Below are 20,985 nucleotides of genomic sequence, written 5' to 3'. Positions count from 1 at the left end.
TGAATAGGAGGGAAACGTGGATGCGATTCCGTATATGCATGTGTATGCTTTCGTTCTGCCTGCTTTTTTCGTTCCTGGTTCCGGTGAAATCGTTGGCGGCAGAGGAAAGCGGATTGGCTCCCAAGGCCCGTTCGGCGATCTTGATCGATTCCGATACGGGTACGGTTCTATATGAAAAAAACAGCCGGGAAAAACTGCCTCCGGCCAGTATTACCAAAATCATGACCATGCTGTTGATCATGGAGGCCTTGGAACAAGGGAAAATCTCTTATGATGATACGGTGCGCGTCAGTGATCGAGCGGAATCAATGGGCGGATCTCAGATTTTTTTGGAGTCCGGTGAAACGATGAGACTGCGGGATTTGTTGAAAGGGGTGGCGGTGGGAAGCGCCAATGATGCTTCCGTCGCCTTGGCGGAGCATATCGCGGGAACCGAGGAGGCCTTTGTTGAAAGGATGAATGAGCGGGCGAAGGAGCTGGGGATGAACCGCACCCACTTCCAGAACACAAGCGGTTTGTCCGCGCCGGATCACTATACCACCGCCGAGGATATTGCCGTGATGTCCCGCGAACTTTTAAAGCATCCCGAAATTACCCGTTATACCCGCATTTACGAAGACTACTTGCGTAAGGATACCGAGAACCCTTTTTGGCTTGTGAACACCAACCGCCTTGTCCGTTTTTATAAAGGGATGGACGGTATCAAAACCGGGTTTACCAGTGAGGCAAAATACTGCTTGTCAGCGACGGCTCAAAAGGGTACTTTCCGGGCCATTGCCATCGTGATGGGAGAACCGGATCCTAAGGCGAGAAATGGGGAAATTTCCCGGATGTTGGACTATGCTTTCAACCAGTATACCAACCACGTCGTATACAAGAAGGGAGATTGGATCGATTGGGTTCCCGTGGATAAGGGACTGAAGAACTTTATTCAAGTGCGGTCCCCTCAGCGATTCAGTCTTTTGGTCAAAAAAGGGGAAAACGCTTCCGATTATACCCGCCGAGTCGAATGGAAACGCTTGTCCGCTCCGGTGAAAAAAGGCCAAACGATTGGTCATGTGGTGGTTGAAAACAAAGGAAAGGTTCTTTCCCGGATGGAGTTGGTTTCCGCGCGGGACATTCCCCGAGCTGATGCATGGACTCTAATGAAACGGACGACAAAGAAAATGTTTTTCCTTCCCGAACAGGCACCGACTGCAAAACAGCCCTCCACCCCCTGATGGATCTCATCGACAAAGCCCGGGGTTCCCGTCGACAGGGAACCTCGATTTTTTGGTTCTTTTGTCAGGAAGAAGGAAAGAACGGATGATCCGTAGAAAACAAGGGAAAATCCGAATGACAGATCATGGTTGAGGGGTGAAGAGATGAGCTTGTACGTCGATGTATTCCCACGGCGCAAAGTGCTCGTGGTCCGGCTTGCGGGAGAGTTGGATCACCATACCTCGTCGGAGGTGAGGGAACGGTTGGAGAGCGAGCTGGACAAGGGAATCTACCGAGATCTGGTTTTCAATCTGTCGGATTTAACTTTTATGGACAGTTCCGGGCTGGGGGTGATTCTGGGACGATACCGGCAAATTTCACAGCTTGGCGGCAACATGATGCTCTGCTCGGTGCGTCCTTCCATCCATCGACTGTTTGAATTATCGGGCATGTTTAAGATTTTAGCCCTTCACGAAGATGAACAATCGGCATTACTCGCATGTGGGGTGGCGTCATGAGCGTACATACCAACTTTATGGAGTTTCGGTTCACCAGCCGGTCGGAAAATGAGTCTTTTGCTCGGGTTGCCGTCGCCTCCTTTATATCCCAATTGGATCCGACCATGGAGGAGTTGACGGACATTAAGACGGTCGTCTCCGAAGCGGTGACCAATGCGGTGATCCACGGTTACGAAGAACGAACCGACGGAGTGATTACGATCCGGACCGAGGTTGAAGGGCATAAAGTGAGTATCACCATCGAGGATGACGGAGTCGGGATTGACGACGTAGAGGAAGCCCGCCAACCCTTGTATACGTCTAAGCCGGAATTGGAGCGATCCGGAATGGGCTTTACCATTATGGAAAACTTTATGGACGAAGTGGATATCTCTTCGGCCGCCGGCAGGGGAACGAGGGTCCGACTGGTTAAGTTTTTAAAAACCCACCAACAGACGATTCGAAATTGAGGGTTGCCCATGGACTCAGATGTGCGTAATTCCCGTCACAAACACCTGTCTGACAAAGAAGTGAAGGAACTGATTCATGCGAGTCAGAAAGGGGACACCGACGCGCGGGATCGCTTGGTTCAGCACAATATCCGTCTAGTTTGGTCCGTCGTGCAGCGCTTTTTAAACCGCGGATATGAAGCAGAGGATCTGTTCCAGATCGGGTGTATCGGGTTGTTGAAAGCGGTGGACAAGTTTGATTTAGCTTACGATGTAAAATTTTCTACGTATGCGGTTCCGATGATCATCGGTGAAATTCAACGGTTCCTCCGGGATGACGGTATGGTGAAGGTGAGTCGTTCCCTGAAGGAATTGTCCAATCGCATCCGCAAATCGAAGGATGAACTGACCAAACAATTGGGCCGGTCCCCGACGGTTTATGAGCTGGCTGAAGAGATGGGGGTGTCCCCGGAGGAGATTGTCTTCGCTCAGGAAGCCAGTCGGTCTCCGACCTCCATTCACGAAACGGTTTATGAAAATGACGGAGATCCGATTACTTTAATGGATCAGATCGCTGATGACACAGAGGATTCCTGGTTTGACAAACTGGCGCTGAAGGATGCGATCAACCAGCTGGGCGAAAGGGAGCGGCTGATTGTCTATCTTCGTTTTTTTAAAGACCGGACTCAGTCCGAGGTGGCTAAACGGCTGGGTATCTCCCAAGTACAAGTTTCCCGCCTGGAAAAGAAAATTATCCGGCAAATGCGGGAGGAGATCGATGATTCATCTTGACCGAGGTCGTCGACAGCCTTCGGTTTTCGGGTATCCATTAGAAGCGTTGTGATTTGCGATGGAAGGGACCTTTTTTCCTGTTTTTCTGACCTGTTCAACGGAGAAATGAAGAGCGGACAGATTTTGTTTGCGGGTCGGCAACGGAGTCAGCGGGAAAAGAGGTCCCTTGCAGTCGTTTCAACGCTTTTATGGGTGCTTTTTTGTATGGGGTTAAAAAAGGAAAGACATACTAGAAATGTTATGAACCCAAAACCCTATGACCGGACACCCGGGAATGAAAGGTAGGAGGTCCTCCTGTTGCGAAGGATGGTCTATCTTCAGATGAGAAAGCGGGTGGAGGCCCGACCGGGGCAGGTTCTGCGGGTGGTCGACGTGACCCGGTTGATGGCGGAAAAAGATGCCGATGTGTTGGATCAGTTGCCGGTTGCCCGATTTACCCGCGATCAGGGTAACTATATGGTGATTGAATGGATGGAAGTGGTCCGCGTCATCCGGGAGCATGACAGCACTCTGGACATCCGAGGCATCGGACAACCCTATACGATCGTGGAACAAAAGGCGAAGACGAGGGTCCCGGCCGGCCTCTATGTCGCGATTGTATGGATCCTTTTGTTTATCGGATCGGGGTTGGCCATCATGAACTTTCACACCGATGTCAGCATGAAAGAGGTTCACCAGCGAATCTACTACCTTTTGACGGGAGTGCATCATCCGCGTCCACTTCTCCTGCAAATCCCCTATTCATTGGGTATCGGTCTGGGTATGGTCCTTTTTTTTAACCGCCTGTTTAAGAAAAAGTTTAATGACGAACCGAGCCCCTTGGAGCTGGAGGTGTTTCTGTACCAAGAGAACATCGACCAGTATGTCATTGACCATGAGAAAGACAAGGATCGGCGGAAGGTCCCCGATGGATTTTCTTGATAGCTTGGCAGTGATGGTTGTGGGATTGGCCGGCGGGTTGGCGGTGGGCAGCGGTTTTGTCGCTTTTTTAACGGTATTGGACGTCATTCCGAGGTTGACAGTCATGTCACGGGCCCAAAAAGTGGTTCCTCTGTACGAGTATGCTCTTATTTTTGGGGCATTGATATCCACTTGGGTCGATTTTCGGGGCTGGAGTGCTTCCTTGATCCCGATCAGCGCGGTTCCGGTGGGAGCCTTGGCCGGTTGCTTTGTGGGACTTTTGGCGGCGGCATTGACGGAAGTGATCAATGTGTTGCCGATTTTGGCCAAACGGATGGGATTGAAGTCCCGGATTATGTATCTGCTGATGGCGATGGTCATCGGAAAAGTGGTAGGATCTCTGTTTCAATGGATCCTTTTTTAAGTGGATGAGGCGAGGGATGGAACATGAAACGTCAAGTGATCCTGATTACTGACGGAGACCGGGTGGCTCGGGAAACCGTGGAACAGGTGGCCGAAAAGATCGGCGGGCGGTGCATATCCTCTTCCGCAGGGAATCCCACCCCCTTGGACGGTCCCGGATTGGTAGACCTGATTGAGAAAGCCGCCTATGATCCGGTGTTGGTCATGTTCGATGATTGCGGATCCCGTCATAAAGGGCGGGGCGAGACCGCCCTGGAGTATGTGATTTCCCATCCGGCGATCGAGGTTCTGGGAGTGGTGGCGGTGGCTTCCAACAGTGATTCCGTGGAAGGGACTCCGGTTCATGTCGCCTTGGATCAGGAAGGCCATATCGTCGGTCATGGTGTGGATAAAGATGGAGTGGAGATTCCCGATGCCCCTTTGCGAATCTATGGCGATACGGTGGATGTGTTAAACCGATTCCGGTTGCCGATGGTGGTCGGAATTGGGGATGTGGGAAAGATGAGCCATCATGACGACCGTGACTGGGGAGCTCCTGTAACGACAAAGGCGGTTATGATCATTTTGGAAGAGAATGGTTGGGGTATGACTGCCCATCAAAAGGATTGAGCGGTTAACCCTTGGCAGAGAGCGGTGAATATGATATCCTCATGAAAAATCGATTCGGATGAAGAAAAACGGTCGTATGAGCAGAGGTTACGGATTGCGTTTTGGCAACAGACGTATTCGTCCGTTGCTTTTTTTATGCCGTAGAGAGGGGCGAAAAAACCAATTGATGCAACTACACGGGACCAGCCGAATAAATGAAAAGGGACATTTAGAGATCGGCAGTTGCGATGCGGTGGAATTGGTGAACCGGTTCGGCTCTCCTTTGTATGTGATGGACGAGGCACTGATCCGGGAACGAATGAGACGTTATGTAAAGGCGTTTCAATCCACGAACCTTCCGTTTCAGGTGGCTTATGCCAGCAAGGCTTTCAGCACCCTGGCGATGTGTCGTGTCGTCGCCGAGGAAGGATTGCACCTGGATGTGGTATCCGACGGAGAGCTTTTTACCGCTTTGCAAGCGGGGTTTCCGCCGGACCACATTTATTTTCACGGGAACAACAAAACGCCCCAGGAGTTGGAGATGGGCCTGGAAGTGGGCATAGGACGTTTCGTGGTGGATAATTTTGTCGAGATGCGTCTGTTAAATGAACTGGCCCGGCAAAAGGGAAAAACGGTTCGTGTTCTTCTCCGCACCACTCCCGGCGTGGAGGCTCACACTCACAACTATATCCAGACGGGTCAGGAAGATTCCAAATTCGGTTTCGATCTCGTCAGCGGGCAAGTGCTCGAAGCTGTAAACAGCGCTCTCCAGTCGGATCATCTCGCTCTGGAAGGGTTCCATTGCCATATCGGATCACAGATTTTCGAAGTGGACGGGTTCCGTATGGCGATTAAAAAGCTGTCCGATTTTGCCCGGGAATGCGAGGAAACCACCGGTTTCGTGACCCGTATTCTCAATTTGGGAGGCGGTTTCGGAATTCGATATAACGGGGACGATTCTCCTCTGCCGGTGGAACAGTATGTGGAAGCCATCGCTGAGGCGGTTCGTTCCGGTTTTGCCGATGCGGAGCAACTTCCGGAAATCTGGGTGGAGCCGGGGCGCAGTATCGTCGGGGAAGCGGGTACGACCCTGTATACGGTGGGAACAATCAAGGAGATACCGGGTGTTCGCAAATACATCTCCGTAGACGGCGGAATGAATGACAACCCCCGGACAGCTCTTTATCAGGCCAGTTATGAAGCGTTACTGGCCAACCGGGCACCGGCCCCCCCGGAGGAAACGGTATCCGTGGCGGGGAAATTATGCGAAACCGGAGATATGCTGATTTGGGACATCGATTTACCGAAGGTGAAGAGCGGAGATATTTTGGCTGTCAGTTGTACCGGTGCTTACAATTATTCCATGGCCAACAATTATAACCGGGTTCGCCGTCCTGCAGTGGTTTTTGTCAGGGAAGGGAAAGCGGAATTAGTGGTTCGCCGGGAGACCCTGGAGGATTTGACGCGTAACGATCGGCTTCCGGAACGGATGCTTGCTGCTGAACCTTTCCGCTCTTCGTAGGCGACGAACCTTTCAGGCAAAACCCGCCCGATGAAGGCGGGTTTTTCTTTGCCGATCATGTATTTATAACTTTTGTATGATTGTTTCTATATCCTTTTTGTTAGGAAGGAAGGTCTTTTTTATGGCCTCTCTTTTATTGATGGCAAGACGGAGCTACTGTATACTAAACTCCGTCGAGACTTGATTATTTCAGAGTGTTGGACAGTCAAGGATTGAAAATCTCTTTTCAGAAGGGAACTCCGCGGAGAAATAAGCGATTTCCAGTGAAGCGATCCCGGTAAGGAGCCGCGCTCCGGCTTTCGGCGAAAAAATGATTTTCCGCGCCGGGTGCGCCTTTCTCAAAATGAAGGATCCTGAAAGGGAAAGGGTGATCATTTTTTGAATCAACGAGGAGAGGGTCGCTTCCAACGCACTGTGGTTGCCGTCTTGACTTCGTTTTGTCTGGTATTCGCCACCTGGCCTCCGGGGTGGGTTCAAGCAGACAAAAAGGACGAATTGAACGAAAAGCTGGACGAGATTCAGGAGAAAAAGAAAGAGAAGGAAGAAGACATCCAAAAACTGAAATCGAAAATCGAGAAACGAAAAGAGAAGCTGAGCGAAGCGGAAAATCAGCTTGAAAAAACGGAAAAGAAAATGGACAAGGTTGAAAAGCGCTTGAAAGAGGCACAAAAAACGCTGGACCGGTATAACGACGAATTTAAAAACAGCATCCGTTCCATGTACATGAACAGCAGTATGAACCGGATGGAGTCACTGGTGACGGCGGATTCCTTTGACCAATTTCTTGCGCGCTTTGAAATTATGCGATTGATAGTGAAACGGGACTATAAAATCGTCGAGGAGTACTACGAAGAAAAACAAAAAGTCAAGGAAGAAAAAGACGACCTGGAAAAATTGACTAAAAAGCAGGAGAAAGAAGCTGAAAAGGCACAAAAAGCTTATGACGAACTGACCGAGGAAATGAACAAAAACAAGTCCGCATTGGCCGAACTGAGCCACGAGGAGGGGGACACGAAAAAAGAATTGCAAAAGTTGGACCTCTCCAACCTGAAGTCGGGCAATTTTGCTTACCAAGGCCCTCTCAGCCGACCGGTCAACGGCCCGATGACGTCAGGGTATGGCTACCGGGACAGCGAGTTTCACACGGGGATCGATTACGCCAACTCCATCGGCACGCCGATCCATGCAGCGGCCAACGGTAAAGTGATCCGCAGTCGGAGCTGTTCCTGCGGATACGGTTATTATATTATGATCGATCACGGCGGTGGGGTGTTCAGCCTGTACGCCCATATGTGGTCGACGACGGTCCGAGTCCGCACCGGGGATGTCGTCAAGCGCGGCCAGCAAATCGCCGCGATCGGGAACAACGGTCGGTCGACCGGACCTCATCTGCACTTTGAGGTGCACAAAGGTTCGCCGGGTAATTATGTCAATCCTGTCAATTATATGAGATAGCGGAATGAAAGAGCTTCCCGAAAGGGAGGCTTTTTTGTGGACAGTTGGTGTCGGATGCGTGACGGTCCGCCGGGTATGAGAGGCGATGTGATATGATAGGATAATGGATATTGAATGGCTGAATGAGGAGGTTCTGCCATGAACCGATGGTTACGAGGGTTATCCGTTTTAGGTGTTATCGGAAACTTTATGATTCTGATTCAGGGGGCGTTGGTAACCAAAACCGGTTCAGGGGACGGCTGCGGCAATACTTGGCCTTTTTGCCACGGTGAAGTATTTCCCACTTACAACACTCTTGAGCTGTGGATCGAATACAGCCACCGAATTGTATCCGGTGCCGTCGGTCTGATTGTGGCGGTTCTTTCTGTCTGGGCGTGGCGGGCTTACCGGGACAATCGGACGGTGAAGTTTCTTTCTTTCAACAGTGTCTTTTTCATTGTTTTGCAGGGATTGATGGGGGCGGCCGCTGTGGTGTTCGGCCAATCCAAAGCGGTATTGGCTCTTCACTTCGGACTTTCCCTTCTCTCCTTCGCAGCAGTGGCACTTCTTTCTGTCGTTTTGTTCCAGTTGGCAAAAAATATGGAATCTCCCGGTTACAAGGGATCCCGACAGCCTGTTTCCAGGCGGTTGAAGTACGGGATTTACGGGTTGGCGGTTTATACTTATCTGGTGGTTTACACCGGTGCTTATGTTCGCCATACCGGTTCCAGTATGGGTTGTTCCACATGGCCCCTGTGCGGGGATACGTTTTGGCCCGGCCTGGAGACTCAGGCGGGAATTCAGATGACCCACCGTTTCTTTGCCGGATTCCTCTTTCTGTTGACTCTTTGGCTTTTGTGGACGGTGAAAAAAAACTATCCCCACCGTCGGGATCTCTGGAAGGGAAGCCTGGTTGCTTTTATCCTGACTTTCCTTCAAGTGATCAGCGGAGGATTGGTTGTTTTGACCGGTTTGGAACTGATGATCGCCCTTCTGCATACGACTTTGATCGCCGCTTTTTTCGCTGCCCTTTGTTACCTTTGTCTTCAGATCGGGAAGCCTTGGCAATCCGATGCGGAGCCGGAATCGAAGGGCCCCGAACCATCCGGCGGCAGGCCCTTGATCCAGTGATCCTGCTTGCGAGGCAAGGGGAGGGTGTTGTCCCTCTTGCCAGTCGGTTCGTTTTTGGGTAAGCTAAAAGAAGAGTGATGCGGTTTAAACCGTAATGATTCTACATTATACAAGATCCATATGGTCGATTCTGTCAATCCTTCGGGGCTGGGTGAAAATCCCGACCGGCGGTGATGGCGGAAAAGTTCCGCCTCAGTCCGTGACCCGCATCAATGCGGTGGACTCGGTGAAATTCCGGGGCCGACAGTGAGAGTCTGGATGGGAGAAGGATGAAACAGGACAGATGCGTACCTCATGTGATCACCGGAAGCTTCCTGTATGAGGAAGCTTGATGCGGCGGATCCCCCCGTGCTTTTTTCAGAAGCAGTCCATTCGTAACCCGGGGGCTTCTTACGCATACCCGGATAGAATGACACCTTTGTACTTCCTACAGTTTGCAGGTTCGGGGCTGTAGCGGGATGGTGTTGCATTCCGGTGACACTTCTCTGGTGCGTTCTTGTTCTCGTTTTTACAAAGCCCTGACGGTCAGGGCTTTTTTTCGTACCCGGATCGGACAGAACCGGACGGTAAGAAGGAGAACTACCGATGACACAACACAGAGGCACAACCGACGAAAAATGGATGGATCTGGCCTTGCATCTGGCTGAAACCACACGCGGGCAAACCTCGCCGAATCCGATGGTGGGGGCTGTCGTGGTGAAAGAAGGACGAGTGCTCGGTTCGGGCGCCCATTTGCGAGCGGGAGCTCCCCATGCCGAAGTGTACGCTCTGGACTTGGCCGGCGAGGAGGCGCAGGGAAGTACCCTTTATGTCACGCTGGAGCCATGCAACCACCGCGGGCGGACTCCTCCTTGTACGGAACGGGCGATTGCCGCCGGGGTGAAACGGGTGGTGATCGGAACCCTCGATCCGGATGAGCGAGTGTCCGGATCCGGAGAGAGACGTTTACAGGAAGCGGGCATCGAGGTGGAAGAGGGCGTGTTAAGGAACCGATGCCTGGAGTTGAACGAGGCTTATTTCCACCACCGCCGAACCGGTCGCCCCTTTGTCATTTTGAAGTCCGCCGTTACACTGGATGGAAAAACAGCGACACCGACCGGGGATAGCCGGTGGGTTACCGGTGAAGCCGCCCGGGAGCGGGTGCATCAAATGAGACACTGGTGCGATGCGGTCATGATCGGTTCCGGAACGGCTTTGCGGGATCGCCCCCGGTTGACTGTCCGTCTCCCCTCGGGAGGGCGAAACCCGCTTCGGGTCCTCTTGGACAGCCGCCTCCGCCTTCCATTGGATGCTCCGTTGGCTGATGTCGGGGAAGCTTCCACCTGGGTGTTTTGCACGGATGAGGCGGACGGCGAAAAAGAGCGGGCTCTGGCGGCGAAAGGAGTCCGGGTGATCCGGGCTGGAAAAGGGCCGCGGGTCGATCTCGAAGCGGTTCTGAACATCCTCGGTCAGGAAGGGGTTTTATCCGTATTGGCTGAGTGCGGCGGGGAGTTGAATGCTTCCTTGCTGGAAGAGGGCTTGGTGGACAAAGTGGTTTTCTTCGTCGCTCCCAAATTGCTGGGAGGAAAGAACAGTCCCACCGCCGTGGAAGGAACCGGCCCGGACAGGATGAGCAGAGCGGTGGAGTTATCCCGTCTGCATGTGGAATCCGTCGGCGAGGATTGGTGTGTGACGGGATATCCCGAAAAAACGAAGGACCTATCAGGAAACTAAGTTGGGCCGACCACCCCAGCAGAGGATAAGCAGAACCAATTTGCCTGAAAGGGCCAGTAGGGAGGAAGATCGATGTTTACAGGATTGGTGGAGGAAGTGGGCCGGATTCGCGCTGTGGAGCGCAGGGGGATGGCGATGCGTCTCAGTGTCGCCTGCCAGCGGGTGTTGGACGACGTGTCTGTCGGCGACAGCATTGCCGTCAACGGGGTTTGCCTGACCGTCACCTCATTCGGGAAAGATTTTTTCGATACGGATGTGATGCCGGAATCGATGAAAAAGACGAATCTGGGCCGGTGTTCCGTCGGAACACCCGTTAATCTGGAGCGGGCAGTGGCGGCGGGGCAGCGGATGGGAGGCCATTTCGTCCAGGGGCATGTGGACGGAGTGGGTTGGATTCAATCCCGTACCCCTTCCGAGAATGCGGTGCTTTTCCGTTTTGAGGTACCTGACCGGTTGACACGGTGGATGGTGGATAAAGGCTCTGTTGCCGTCAACGGAATCAGTCTCACCCTGGTCGAATGGGAAGAACGGGCCTTCACTGTATCGGTGATTCCCCACACCTTGGAATCCACCCAACTGAAGGACGCTCAGCCGGGTGATGCGGTCAACATCGAATGCGACATGATCGGGAAGTATGTGGCCAAACTGGTTGAACAGAGTGGAGATCGTGGGTTGTCGGAAGAAAAATTGAAGCGTTTCGGCTTTGCCGAATGAGAGGGGGTGGGTGAAGTGGATGCATTCGATCCGATTGAAGAAGCGATCTATGAATTGATGCAAGGGAAAGTCATTATCGTTGTGGACGATGAAGACCGGGAGAATGAAGGAGACTTCGTCGCTTTGGCGGAAAAGGCGACTCCGGAGGTGGTCAACTTTATGATCACTCACGGACGGGGATTGGTTTGTACGCCGATTACCGAGGAGCGCGCGGAGGAACTGGATTTGCCTCTGATGGTTCATCATAACACGGAGACCCATGAGACGGCTTTTACCGTTTCTGTGGATCATCAAGACAGCACAACCGGAATTTCCGCCCATGAGCGGTCGGACACCATCAAGGCCTTGATCGATCCGCGCACCCGTTCCGGGGATTTTCGCCGTCCCGGTCATATCTTTCCCCTGATTGCCAAAAAGGGCGGAGTATTGCGCCGGGCGGGTCACACCGAAGCGGGAGTGGATCTGGCCCGGATGTGCGGTGCTTATCCGGCGGCGGTCATCTGCGAAGTGATTAAAGAGGACGGGTCGATGGCCCGGGTTCCGGATCTGATGGAGTTTGCCAAAAAACATGAGATCAAAATGATCACCATCCAGGATCTGATCCACTACCGAAACCGCAAGGACAAACTGGTGGAACGGGTGGTTTCCACCCGTCTCCCGACGGAGTTCGGAGAATTTACCGCTTATGGGTACCAAAACGAAGTGGACGAAAAAGAGCACGTGGCTTTAGTCAAAGGGGAGATTGATCCGGAGAAACCGGTAATGGTACGGGTCCATTCGGAATGTTTGACCGGGGATGTGTTCGGTTCCCACCGCTGTGATTGCGGTCCCCAACTTCATGCCGCTTTGAAACAGATCGATGAGGAAGGGAACGGAGTTCTCCTTTATATGCGGCAGGAGGGCCGAGGAATCGGTCTGTTGAATAAATTGAGGGCGTATAAACTGCAGGAAGAGGGCTTGGATACCGTAGAAGCCAATCTGCGTCTCGGTTTTCGCCCCGACCTGAGGGAGTACGGGGTGGGCGCTCAAATTTTGAGGGATCTCGGAGTCCGTCGGATGCGTCTTCTTACCAATAATCCCCGAAAAATCACCGGGTTGAAGGGATACGGTCTGGAAGTGACGGAAGTACTGCCGATTGAAATGCCCTCTGTTCCCGATAATGAAAAGTATCTCCGGACAAAGAAGAGTAAGCTGGGTCACATGTTACATTTTTGACGGAAAAGGAGAGGAAATCGATTGAGCCATACCTTTGAAGGACAATTCCATTCAGACGGGCGTCGGTTCGGTATTGTCGTCAGTCGTTTCAACGCTTTTATCACGGAAAAATTGTTGGCCGGAGCGGAGGATGCTCTGCGCCGTCACGGAAGGGAGGAGCCTTCCATCGATGTCGCTTGGGTGCCGGGGGCCTTTGAGATTCCCCTGGTCGCTGACCAGATGGCCGCTTCGGGCCGTTATGATGCAGTGATCACGCTGGGAGCGGTTATTCGCGGCTCCACCCCCCACTTTGACTACGTTTGTTCAGAGGCGGCCAAGGGAGTGGGAACCCTCGGGTTAAAGCATAGACTCCCTGTGATTTTCGGTGTCTTGACAGTGGATACCATCGAGCAGGCGATTGAACGGGCAGGTACAAAGGCCGGCAACAAGGGATGGGAAGCGGCCTTGGCAGCCATCGAAATGGCCGATCTGCAACACTCCCTCGAAAAGGAGTATGGAAAATAGGAAAGTGTACAACGGGAAGGAAAACACAAACGTCAATATTAAGCTGGAGATGTTCGAAGGGCCGTTGGATCTTCTCCTTCACCTGATCGACCGGTCGGAGCTGGATGTGTGTGATATTCCTATCGCCCGAATCACAGATCAGTATATGGAGTATCTGTCGGCGATGCAGAAATTGGAATTGGATATCGCCAGCGAATTTTTAGTGATGGCGGCCCGTCTGCTGTCTATTAAAAGTCGAATGCTCCTGCCGCGCCCCGAACCGGCCGATGTTTTCGAGATGCTGCCGGAGGAGGATGAAGAAGAAGGGCTGGACCCTCGGGAGGAGCTCATTCAGCGTTTATTGGAGTATAAAAAGTACAAAAGGCTGTCTGATGAGTTGCGTGTTCGGGAGGAGGAACGGAGTCAGGTGTATACCCGTCTTCCGATGGATTTAACACCTTTTACTCCGGAAGAAAATCCGGTGGAAGGAATCACACCGGATGACCTGCTTCAGGCCTTTGCGGAGGCCTTGGCCCGCCGTGAAGAGACGGAGGAACCGATGACCCAGATGACACGGGACGAAATTTCCGTCAGCGATCGGATGGAGGAAATATCGGACACATTGGCAACCTGCGGAGGGCATCTGTGTTTTTCCCAACTTCTTCACTGGAACCGGGTGACCAAAGAGAGAATCGTGACCACTTTCCTCGCCTTGTTGGAACTGATGAAAACCCGGCAAATCGCGATTCGACAACAGCGCCTTTTCGAAGATATTCAGATCGAATCGGTTCATGGGGAAGGAGGGGGTTCGACTGGAACGGGAACAGTGGAAACCGGTGATTGAGGGCTTGCTGTTTGCTGCGGGGGAAGATGGCTTATCCCTCAATGAGATGACCGAAGTGACGGGACTGTATAAACCGGTGGTATCCCAAATCCTTCAAGAGATGAAAGAGGAGTGGAAGGAACAGGGTCGGGGCCTGCAAATCGTTGAGGTGGCCCAAGTGTACCAGTTAACCACCCTCTCGGAACACCAGGAGTACTTCGAGAAGCTGGCCCAATCCCCCAATCGATCCCGACTGTCCCGGGCCGCCCTGGAGACATTGGCCATTATCGCATATCGTCAACCGATCATCCGGGCGGATCTGGAGGAAATTCGCGGTGTCAAGAGTGAACGGACGATCTATTATTTAAAGCGCAAAGGTTTAATCCGAGAGGTGGGCCGTGCCGAAGGCGTCGGCCGTCCCATCCTTTACGGCACGAGTCGGGAATTTTTGGATTACTTCGGTTTAAAGTCTCTGGAGGAACTACCTTCAGTGGATACCATCTTTGATTGGGCTGAGTTGGAGCAAGAAAGGCAGGAGTTGTACCAACGGCTGGGTGTGGATCCCGCAGCTGAAGGAGCAGCAGAAGAGAGTGTTGCACCCGCAGAGGAGACGGCGGAGTCAGACGGGGAAGCGGAAAGCCCGGTCTGAACGGTTTTTATGCGGGAGCGTTTTGAGAAACCCTTTCACATTTGTGGAAGGGTTTCTTTGTATGAACAGAAGGGTTTGTGTTTATAATACCTGATATTGGTAAGCGATGGGGGGGGATAGCATGGGATGGGTGATCGGTCTGTCGTTACTCGCCGCCGTTTTGCTTCTTTTTCCGTTCACCTCGTTGTGGATCCATGTAGCCTATCGGCGCAGCGGTGAAGATGATCAGTTGACTCTTCGTTTTCTCTGGCTGTGGGGACTGATCCGTTTTCGCTACCGGGTTCCGATGGAAGATATTTCACGAAAAGGTTTGAATGTCCGGGAAAAGATGGATACCAATGCTCGGGATAAAGGAAAAACCCTTCGTGACCGGATCAACTGGGCCGCTGTGAAGAGGGCGCGAAAACAGTGGGCGTTCCTGCGTGAAAATATTGTTTACTTGACCGGGGTGATACGCCGATTTTTGAGTCGTATCGTCTGTGAGCGTTTCACTTGGTATACGGAAATCGGAACGGGGGATGCGGCGGAAACCGGGGTGGTCACCGGATTGGTCTGGGGGATTAAATCTTCTTTTATCGGTGTAGCCGGGTCTCATATTCGTTGGGACCGGTCTCCCGATATCGATGTAGAACCCCGGTTTAACGAGAAACTTCTACACACGGATCTGGATTGTATAATACGTTTCCGCATCGGGTATGCTATCCTTGCTGTTATACGTTTATTCACCCGAATGCGCAGGAAAGGGAGTGAAGGGAAATGGCAGAACACCCTATCCAAGGCTTAATGACGACAGCGATGGAAAACATCAAAGAGATGGTGGATGTCAATACCATTATCGGAGAACCCGTAGAATCTCCGGACGGGAGTGTCATCCTCCCCATTTCCCGGGTCGGATTTGGCTTCGCCGCCGGGGGCAGTGAATTCAGCGGTCAGAAAGATTCCGGATCAGAACGGGATCGCTGCGGGAGTAAAGATGATGAAGAAGGCGGCAAGATGCCTTTCGGAGGCGGGAGTGGTGCCGGGGTATCCGTCACCCCCGTCGGATTCCTGGTGGTCAGTGAAAAGGGTATTCGCATGTTGAACGTGGAGGGTTCTCAGAACCTTTATGATCGCATTCTCGATCTCGCTCCAGGCTTGATTGAAAAGCTGCAAAAAATGGCCGAGCCGAAGAAAAAGGAGCGTTTCAGCGAACCGAAAACGGATATTTGATGTGAACAGACCGGATCGAACAGGAATCTGTACGGGAAGGACACCGTTTCCGAAGAGGGGCGGTGTTTTTTCATGTGCTTTCATAACCTTGTCCCTGCGGCATATAAATGAGGGTAAAACAAGCCGTAAGGTGGAGAAGCGATGCGGTGGATCACGCTCTTTTTGTCAATCATTCTCGTGATACCCGGGTTCAGCATTCCGAATCGGGGGCAAGCGCAGGAGATCTCTGTGCCGGAGGTCAGCGCCCGTGCCGCAGCAGTGATCGATGTTCCCTCCGGTCGGATCCTGTATCAAAAAGAGGCGGATAAAAGGATGCGGATCGCTAGTCTGACGAAGGTGATGACAGCGATCGTGGCCATCGAGGAGGGGGATTTGGATCAAAAAGTAAAGGTCGGTCCCGGAGCGGTGGGGGTGGAAGGTTCGTCCATCTATCTCAAACAGGGAGAACGGATTTCCCTGGAGCATCTGCTCTATGGCCTCATGCTCCGGTCCGGCAATGATGCGGCTGTGGCCATTGCGGAGCATATCGGTGGTTCTCTGGAAGGGTTCGTCTATATGATGAATGAAAAGGCACGCTATTTGGGTTTACAGGGAACTCACTTTGAAAATCCTCACGGATTGGATGCCCCCCATCATTATTCCACCGCCTCCGACATGGCTCGGTTGACGGCCTATGCCCTCAAGAATCCGAAATTTCGCCAGATCGTGAGTACGCCGGTAAAGACAGTTCCCTGGCCCGGTGAAGATTGGCATCGCAAATGGTACAACAAAAATAAGATGCTCCGTCTTTATCCCGGGGCAGACGGAGTGAAAACGGGTTATACCAAACGATCCAAGCGGACCTTGATCTCTTCCGCCACCCGGGACGGACGGCAACTGGCTACCGTTACATTGAACGCTCCCGACGATTGGGACGATTCGATGCATCTGCTGGAATACGGCTTTCAGCGGTTTCAAGCGCTGGAAGTGATTCGCAAGGGGGAAACAATGGCAGATGTTCCGGCGGATGGTCCACGAAGGAAGGAGGAGTGGAGGGTTGTCGCCTCTTCCGGATTTTCCTACCCGTTGACCGATCAAGAACAGGACCGGATCAAGGTGGTGCCTGTGATTACCTATCCTTTGTCCCGGGTCGACCGGGAAGGAATGCGGGTGGGAACAGCGAGGGTTTACCTGGACGAAGAACCGATCGGTTCGGTTCCCTTGGTGACGAAAACCACTCAAGCGGAAGATACGGTTTTTACTGATTGGTGGTCCGTTTTAGCCCGTGTATTGGGAAGAGGAGGGTGAGGCGGTGGTCAACTATATCTGGCTGTTTATGATCATCAGCGGGGTGGTGGCCGCCGCTGTACAGGGTGAAATGGATGTGGTGACACAGGCCGCTTTAAAAGGAGCCAAAGAGGGGGTGGCGGTCTGTATCGGTTTGATCAGCATTCTCGTCTTCTGGCTGGGGATGATGAATATGGCCCGGGATGCCGGGTTGTTGGAAAAGTTGTCCCGACTCCTCCGCCCTGTCGCTCGTTTTCTTTTTCCCGGCGTTCCCTCGGATCACCCGGCTATGGGTTATATCTTGTCCAACATGAGTGCCAATTTTTTTGGCTTGGGTAATGCGGCTACCCCGATGGGGTTGAAAGCGATGGAGGAACTGCAAAAATTGAACCCGAATTCCAAGACAGCGAGCCCGGCGATGTGTACTCTGCTCGCTCTCAACACTTCCAGCTTGACGCTGATTCCAACCACGGTGATCGGGCTGCGAATGGAGCACGGATCCGCCCAGCCGACGGAGATTATCGGTACTGCCGTTTTCGCTACAGGCTGTTCCACTCTGGTGGCGGTGGCCCTGGACCGGTGGTATCGGAGAAGACAGGAAAACAGAGGTTAACCGGTCGAAAGAGTGGGTGAAAGCATGTTTGAGGCGATCTCTTTTCTGTCCAAAATGTTGATACCGGCCCTACTCGCTTTTATCCCTCTATATGCCCTCTTTTTTCGAAGGGTACCGGTATACGAAAGTTTTGTGGAAGGAGCGAAGGAGGGATTCCCGACAGCGATTCAGCTGATTCCGCATCTGGTCGGTATGATGGTGGCGGTATCCATCTTTCGCGAGACCGGTGCGCTTCAATTTTATTTGGATTTGCTGAAACCGGCTCTTTCTCTGATCCGGTTTCCGATGGAAGTGCTCCCGCTGGGACTGCTTCGGCCGATTTCCGGAACAGGGGCGCTGGCTTTTACTGAAAGTATTTTTCGCACGCACGGTCCGGATTCATTTCTCGGTCGACTGGCAGCGACGATGCAAGGGAGTACGGACACCACATTGTATGTGTTGACGGTCTATTTCGGGGCTGTCGGTATCCGGCGTTCCCTGTACGCAGTGAAAGTGGGACTGACAGCGGATCTGGCGGGTGTGTTGGCGGCATGGTTCATTGTAAATGCGGTATTCGGCGGATAGCCGCCTGTTTTCGCCTAGGGTGTGTTTGATAATCAATACCCGCACTTGTGCCCTTTAGGTGCATAGCGAGACCCGAGAGCGGAGCGATCTTGACGAGAATTGTGCCCTTTGGGTGTAAAGGCCGCTATGCTGGAAATCGCGCCCAACTGCTTTCGATGATTTACCAGACATGTCCTAGTTGACAATCCATTGTAACGAAGGCGACACATGGAGGTGTCGCTTTTTTTGCGGGGATTGCTTTTAAAAAAGGCTGATTCCGTGTTGTTTTTGTGACATGGACATGCTCTGCCTTGTGAAGAAGGAGAGAGATGGATAAGATGACAAATGAGGTGACAAAATGGAACGATTACAGAAAGTGATGGCTCAAGCGGGGGTGGCCTCGCGGCGAAAAAGTGAAGAACTGATCCGGGCCGGCAAGGTCCGCGTCAATGGACGGACGGTGACGGAGTTGGGGGTGAGGGTGGATCCGGAGGTGGACGCTGTCGAAGTGGAGGATCGGCCGATCCATCTGGAAGAAAAGCGTTACATCCTCTTTTACAAACCTGAGGGCGTGATTACGAGCCTGTCCGATCCCCAAGGGCGTCCGGTGATCACCGATTATCTTCAAGGAGTCCCAGAGCGGGTTTATCCCGTGGGACGCCTGGACTACGATACGGAAGGCCTTTTGCTTCTCACTAACGACGGGAAGACGGCCAACCGGTTGGCCCACCCAAGTCATGAAGTGGACAAGTATTACCGGGCCACGGTTCGTGGAAAGCCGGATGCGGAAACCCTCCGCCGTTTGGAGCGGGGTGTAAAATTGAAGGATGGCTGGACGGCGCCGGCCCGGGTGCGAAAGATTCGCTCCCGGGGAAACAACACGGTGTTGGAGCTGGTGATTCATGAAGGGAAAAACCGACAAATCCGTCGTATGTGTGAAAAAGTGGGTCATCCAGTTCGTAAGCTTGTTCGTACTCGGATCGCTTTTTTGACTTTGGAGGGGTTGGGAAGAGGTACTTTCCGGGAGCTTCGCCCCCCGGAAGTTCGGCGTTTGAAGGTGCTTTTGGGATTTTAGGCCTTGCTGTTTTCCCGCGGCAAAGCCCCTATCTTTTCAAATAATCTTCATAGCGAACTTTTACCCGGGGTTTTGCGGGACGTTATAATAAATAGGAAAACTAACATTTTGCTTCGGCATCTTTGAATCCCGCACCCTTTTGCCGAAACGGGGGTGAACCGATTGAAAAATACAAAATGCGGATGTGGCCATAATAACCCCGTTGGTACGATTTTATGCGAGTACTGCGGTAAACCGCTTCAAGAAGAAGAAAACACGGACCGGCCGCTGGAAATGCGGTATGAGGGAAAGGCGCGCCGGTCTCAGACACAGAAAAGAACGGTTTTGGACCGGGTATGGAATTTTTTCTCTTCGGTCAAAGTGGCTATTTACCTGATTGTAATCACGCTTTTGGCTTCCATTCTGGGAACGGTTTTTCCCCAGGAGGGACAGATCCCCAGCGGAAGGCCCGATGTTTATTATGCCCAGGAATACGGGTTTTGGGGCGACCTTTATTACCAATTGGGTCTGTCGGATATGTATTCCTCCTGGTGGTATATCTCGCTTTTGGCCATGATCGGGATTTCATTGGTCATCTGCAGTCTGGATCGCGTGGTTCCCTTGTATCAGGCGCTGAGAAGACAGAAGGTGACCAAGAATACTGCTTTTATCACTCGACAGCGGGCCAGCCGGACTCTGCAAGTATCCGAGGAGGAAAAAGATCCCCTCCTGGATCGGTTGGCGGAAAGCCTCTCCAAAAAACGGTACAACATCCGCCGGGAAGGGGATTCGATTCTGGCGGAAAAAGGTCGGTTCAGCCGTTGGGGCCCCTATATCAATCATATCGGATTGATCATCTTCCTCCTGGGAACCCTGATGCGCCTGATTCCGGGGTGGCATCTGGATGAGGCGGTTTATGTCAGGGAAGGGGAGACCAAAAAGCTCCCCGAGCTGAACTACTATGTAAAGAATGAAAAAGCCATTGCGGAATTATATGATGAAAAAGAGAATCGACAACAGGCGAGCAAGGACCAGCCGATTGTCAAAAAGTATGAAACCCAGGTGGTTCTTTATGAAAAAGATCCGGAAACCGATCAATTGGAGCGGGTCGAAAGCGGTCCTATTCTGGTGAACGAACCGTTGAAATATAAAGATCTGCTCCTGTACCAGGCGGACTTTCAACCCAACCAGACGGAAGCGATCCGCCTGTCCGTCAAGGATAAAGAGACGGATGAAAAATTGGGGAGCTTTTGGATCGATCTTTACGATCCCGAGATGAACTATGAGGTGAAGGATGGAGTAGAAGTCCAGATCATGGACTACTTTCCCGATTTCGTGATGGATGGCAATCGGCCGACAACAAAGTCGGAAGTGCCTAATCGGCCCGCTTTCATCTTTAAAGTGACCTCTCCGGAGGAAGAAAAGGCGGAGAAATCCTGGATGATCGCCGGAACCGACCTGGATGATCTGCACCGGGACAACCGGTATAAGATGGAGCTGGAAAAGTTGAAGACCGTTAATATGTCCGGGCTAATGGTACGGATCGACAAGAGTCTTCCGATCATCTTCCTCGGTCTCGGCATCTTTATGGTCGGCCTGTCGATCGGCCTTTTCTGGTATCACCGTCGGGTATGGATCCGCTGGAAGGAAGGTACTCTCTACCTGGGAGCGCATACGAACAAAAACTGGTTCGGACTGCGGCGGGAGCTGGAACAAGCCACGGCCGCGGCGGATCTGCCGTTCTCGTTTTCTCCTGAAAAACGTTAG

General features: G+C 52.4%; 23 protein-coding genes and 1 riboswitch. All 23 genes read left to right on the top strand.

Going from position 1 to position 20,985, the window contains the following annotated elements:
• Window positions 1–20: 20 nt before the first annotated feature.
• The 23 genes from CHM34_RS01935 to CHM34_RS01820 all read left to right on the top strand — a co-directional run bounded on the left by CHM34_RS01935 (window position 21) and on the right by CHM34_RS01820 (window position 20,985).
• A complete protein-coding gene (locus CHM34_RS01935; RefSeq protein WP_094262878.1) occupies window positions 21–1,220 on the top strand; it encodes a D-alanyl-D-alanine carboxypeptidase family protein in 1,200 nt (399 codons plus the stop codon).
• Between the two features lie 144 nt (window positions 1,221–1,364).
• Window positions 1,365–1,718, top strand: coding sequence for an anti-sigma F factor antagonist (gene spoIIAA, locus CHM34_RS01930; RefSeq protein ID WP_094262877.1), 354 nt, complete (start codon window positions 1,365–1,367; stop codon window positions 1,716–1,718).
• Window positions 1,715–2,167, top strand: a complete 453-nt coding sequence (spoIIAB, locus tag CHM34_RS01925) for an anti-sigma F factor (protein WP_094262876.1) — start codon at window positions 1,715–1,717, stop codon at window positions 2,165–2,167. The genes spoIIAA and spoIIAB overlap by 4 nt, the downstream gene beginning before the upstream one ends.
• A 9-nt stretch (window positions 2,168–2,176) precedes the next feature.
• Window positions 2,177–2,938 (top strand): RNA polymerase sporulation sigma factor SigF, encoded by a 762-nt coding sequence (sigF, locus tag CHM34_RS01920; protein WP_094262875.1) that lies wholly within the window; start codon window positions 2,177–2,179, stop codon window positions 2,936–2,938.
• Between the two features lie 306 nt (window positions 2,939–3,244).
• Complete coding sequence (locus tag CHM34_RS01915; protein ID WP_240511837.1) at window positions 3,245–3,859, top strand: stage V sporulation protein AA; 615 nt, start codon at window positions 3,245–3,247, stop codon at window positions 3,857–3,859.
• Window positions 3,846–4,262 carry a stage V sporulation protein AB gene (locus CHM34_RS01910; RefSeq protein WP_169713535.1) on the top strand — a complete coding sequence of 139 codons (417 nt, stop codon included), beginning with the start codon at window positions 3,846–3,848 and terminating at the stop codon, window positions 4,260–4,262. Before CHM34_RS01915 ends, CHM34_RS01910 begins: the two co-directional genes overlap by 14 nt.
• A gap of 23 nt (window positions 4,263–4,285) precedes the next feature.
• Window positions 4,286–4,870, top strand: coding sequence for a stage V sporulation protein SpoVABEA (gene spoVAEA / locus CHM34_RS01905; protein ID WP_094262873.1), 585 nt, complete (start codon window positions 4,286–4,288; stop codon window positions 4,868–4,870).
• Window positions 4,871–5,036: 166 nt separating this feature from the next.
• Window positions 5,037–6,371 (top strand): diaminopimelate decarboxylase, encoded by a 1,335-nt coding sequence (gene lysA, locus CHM34_RS01900; RefSeq protein ID WP_094262872.1) that lies wholly within the window; start codon window positions 5,037–5,039, stop codon window positions 6,369–6,371.
• A gap of 378 nt (window positions 6,372–6,749) precedes the next feature.
• Complete coding sequence (locus tag CHM34_RS01890) at window positions 6,750–7,826, top strand: murein hydrolase activator EnvC family protein (RefSeq protein ID WP_141201611.1); 1,077 nt, start codon at window positions 6,750–6,752, stop codon at window positions 7,824–7,826.
• Between the two features lie 138 nt (window positions 7,827–7,964).
• The gene (locus tag CHM34_RS01885) at window positions 7,965–8,936 is read left to right on the top strand and encodes a COX15/CtaA family protein (RefSeq protein WP_094262869.1); all 972 of its coding nucleotides are present in this window, start codon (window positions 7,965–7,967) and stop codon (window positions 8,934–8,936) included.
• A gap of 133 nt (window positions 8,937–9,069) precedes the next feature.
• Window positions 9,070–9,210: riboswitch (FMN riboswitch) on the top strand.
• 311 nt (window positions 9,211–9,521) lie between these two features.
• Window positions 9,522–10,649: a bifunctional diaminohydroxyphosphoribosylaminopyrimidine deaminase/5-amino-6-(5-phosphoribosylamino)uracil reductase RibD gene (ribD, locus tag CHM34_RS01880; RefSeq protein ID WP_094262868.1), complete on the top strand. Its 1,128-nt coding sequence runs from the start codon at window positions 9,522–9,524 to the stop codon at window positions 10,647–10,649.
• Between the two features lie 72 nt (window positions 10,650–10,721).
• Window positions 10,722–11,363, top strand: coding sequence for a riboflavin synthase (gene ribE, locus CHM34_RS01875; RefSeq protein ID WP_094262867.1), 642 nt, complete (start codon window positions 10,722–10,724; stop codon window positions 11,361–11,363).
• 15 nt (window positions 11,364–11,378) lie between these two features.
• Window positions 11,379–12,578, top strand: coding sequence for a bifunctional 3,4-dihydroxy-2-butanone-4-phosphate synthase/GTP cyclohydrolase II (locus tag CHM34_RS01870; protein WP_094262866.1), 1,200 nt, complete (start codon window positions 11,379–11,381; stop codon window positions 12,576–12,578).
• A gap of 21 nt (window positions 12,579–12,599) precedes the next feature.
• Entirely contained in the window at window positions 12,600–13,082 is a 483-nt protein-coding gene (gene ribH, locus CHM34_RS01865) for a 6,7-dimethyl-8-ribityllumazine synthase (RefSeq protein ID WP_094262865.1), read from the top strand.
• A complete protein-coding gene (locus CHM34_RS01860; RefSeq protein WP_094262864.1) occupies window positions 13,072–13,905 on the top strand; it encodes a segregation and condensation protein A in 834 nt (277 codons plus the stop codon). Before ribH ends, CHM34_RS01860 begins: the two co-directional genes overlap by 11 nt.
• Entirely contained in the window at window positions 13,853–14,533 is a 681-nt protein-coding gene (gene scpB / locus CHM34_RS01855; protein WP_240511812.1) for an SMC-Scp complex subunit ScpB, read from the top strand. The genes CHM34_RS01860 and scpB overlap by 53 nt, the downstream gene beginning before the upstream one ends.
• A 121-nt stretch (window positions 14,534–14,654) precedes the next feature.
• Window positions 14,655–15,317: a DUF2953 domain-containing protein gene (locus CHM34_RS01850; protein WP_169713534.1), complete on the top strand. Its 663-nt coding sequence runs from the start codon at window positions 14,655–14,657 to the stop codon at window positions 15,315–15,317.
• A complete protein-coding gene (ytfJ, locus tag CHM34_RS01845) occupies window positions 15,290–15,742 on the top strand; it encodes a GerW family sporulation protein (protein WP_094262862.1) in 453 nt (150 codons plus the stop codon). The genes CHM34_RS01850 and ytfJ overlap by 28 nt, the downstream gene beginning before the upstream one ends.
• A 141-nt stretch (window positions 15,743–15,883) precedes the next feature.
• Window positions 15,884–17,029, top strand: coding sequence for a D-alanyl-D-alanine carboxypeptidase family protein (locus tag CHM34_RS01840; RefSeq protein WP_094262861.1), 1,146 nt, complete (start codon window positions 15,884–15,886; stop codon window positions 17,027–17,029).
• 4 nt (window positions 17,030–17,033) lie between these two features.
• Window positions 17,034–17,621 (top strand): nucleoside recognition domain-containing protein, encoded by a 588-nt coding sequence (locus CHM34_RS01835; protein ID WP_094262860.1) that lies wholly within the window; start codon window positions 17,034–17,036, stop codon window positions 17,619–17,621.
• A gap of 24 nt (window positions 17,622–17,645) precedes the next feature.
• A complete protein-coding gene (locus tag CHM34_RS01830; RefSeq protein WP_094262859.1) occupies window positions 17,646–18,185 on the top strand; it encodes a spore maturation protein in 540 nt (179 codons plus the stop codon).
• A 337-nt stretch (window positions 18,186–18,522) separates the two neighbouring features.
• Window positions 18,523–19,239: a pseudouridine synthase gene (locus tag CHM34_RS01825; protein ID WP_094262858.1), complete on the top strand. Its 717-nt coding sequence runs from the start codon at window positions 18,523–18,525 to the stop codon at window positions 19,237–19,239.
• Between the two features lie 162 nt (window positions 19,240–19,401).
• Window positions 19,402–20,985: a cytochrome c biogenesis protein ResB gene (locus CHM34_RS01820; RefSeq protein ID WP_094262857.1), complete on the top strand. Its 1,584-nt coding sequence runs from the start codon at window positions 19,402–19,404 to the stop codon at window positions 20,983–20,985.

Source organism: Paludifilum halophilum, from assembly GCF_002245355.1.
Taxonomy (GTDB): domain Bacteria; phylum Bacillota; class Bacilli; order Thermoactinomycetales; family DSM-45169; genus Paludifilum; species Paludifilum halophilum.
Note: the sequence above shows the minus strand (reverse complement) of the source record. Positions and strands in the feature narration are given on the sequence as shown.

Bases quoted from the DNA above. Each gene is read 5' to 3' on its own strand.
- CHM34_RS01935 (WP_094262878.1), top strand. From the start codon at position 21: ATGCGATTCCGTATATGCATGTGTATGCTTTCGTTCTGCCTGCTTTTT.
- spoIIAA (WP_094262877.1), top strand. From the start codon at position 1,365: ATGAGCTTGTACGTCGATGTATTCCCACGGCGCAAAGTGCTCGTGGTC.
- spoIIAB (WP_094262876.1), top strand. From the start codon at position 1,715: ATGAGCGTACATACCAACTTTATGGAGTTTCGGTTCACCAGCCGGTCG.
- sigF (WP_094262875.1), top strand. From the start codon at position 2,177: ATGGACTCAGATGTGCGTAATTCCCGTCACAAACACCTGTCTGACAAA.
- CHM34_RS01915 (WP_240511837.1), top strand. From the start codon at position 3,245: ATGGTCTATCTTCAGATGAGAAAGCGGGTGGAGGCCCGACCGGGGCAG.
- CHM34_RS01910 (WP_169713535.1), top strand. From the start codon at position 3,846: ATGGATTTTCTTGATAGCTTGGCAGTGATGGTTGTGGGATTGGCCGGC.
- spoVAEA (WP_094262873.1), top strand. From the start codon at position 4,286: ATGAAACGTCAAGTGATCCTGATTACTGACGGAGACCGGGTGGCTCGG.
- lysA (WP_094262872.1), top strand. From the start codon at position 5,037: ATGCAACTACACGGGACCAGCCGAATAAATGAAAAGGGACATTTAGAG.
- CHM34_RS01885 (WP_094262869.1), top strand. From the start codon at position 7,965: ATGAACCGATGGTTACGAGGGTTATCCGTTTTAGGTGTTATCGGAAAC.
- ribD (WP_094262868.1), top strand. From the start codon at position 9,522: ATGACACAACACAGAGGCACAACCGACGAAAAATGGATGGATCTGGCC.
- ribE (WP_094262867.1), top strand. From the start codon at position 10,722: ATGTTTACAGGATTGGTGGAGGAAGTGGGCCGGATTCGCGCTGTGGAG.
- CHM34_RS01860 (WP_094262864.1), top strand. From the start codon at position 13,072: ATGGAAAATAGGAAAGTGTACAACGGGAAGGAAAACACAAACGTCAAT.
- scpB (WP_240511812.1), top strand. From the start codon at position 13,853: ATGGGGAAGGAGGGGGTTCGACTGGAACGGGAACAGTGGAAACCGGTG.
- CHM34_RS01850 (WP_169713534.1), top strand. From the start codon at position 14,655: ATGGGATGGGTGATCGGTCTGTCGTTACTCGCCGCCGTTTTGCTTCTT.
- ytfJ (WP_094262862.1), top strand. From the start codon at position 15,290: ATGGCAGAACACCCTATCCAAGGCTTAATGACGACAGCGATGGAAAAC.
- CHM34_RS01840 (WP_094262861.1), top strand. From the start codon at position 15,884: ATGCGGTGGATCACGCTCTTTTTGTCAATCATTCTCGTGATACCCGGG.
- CHM34_RS01830 (WP_094262859.1), top strand. From the start codon at position 17,646: ATGTTTGAGGCGATCTCTTTTCTGTCCAAAATGTTGATACCGGCCCTA.
- CHM34_RS01825 (WP_094262858.1), top strand. From the start codon at position 18,523: ATGGAACGATTACAGAAAGTGATGGCTCAAGCGGGGGTGGCCTCGCGG.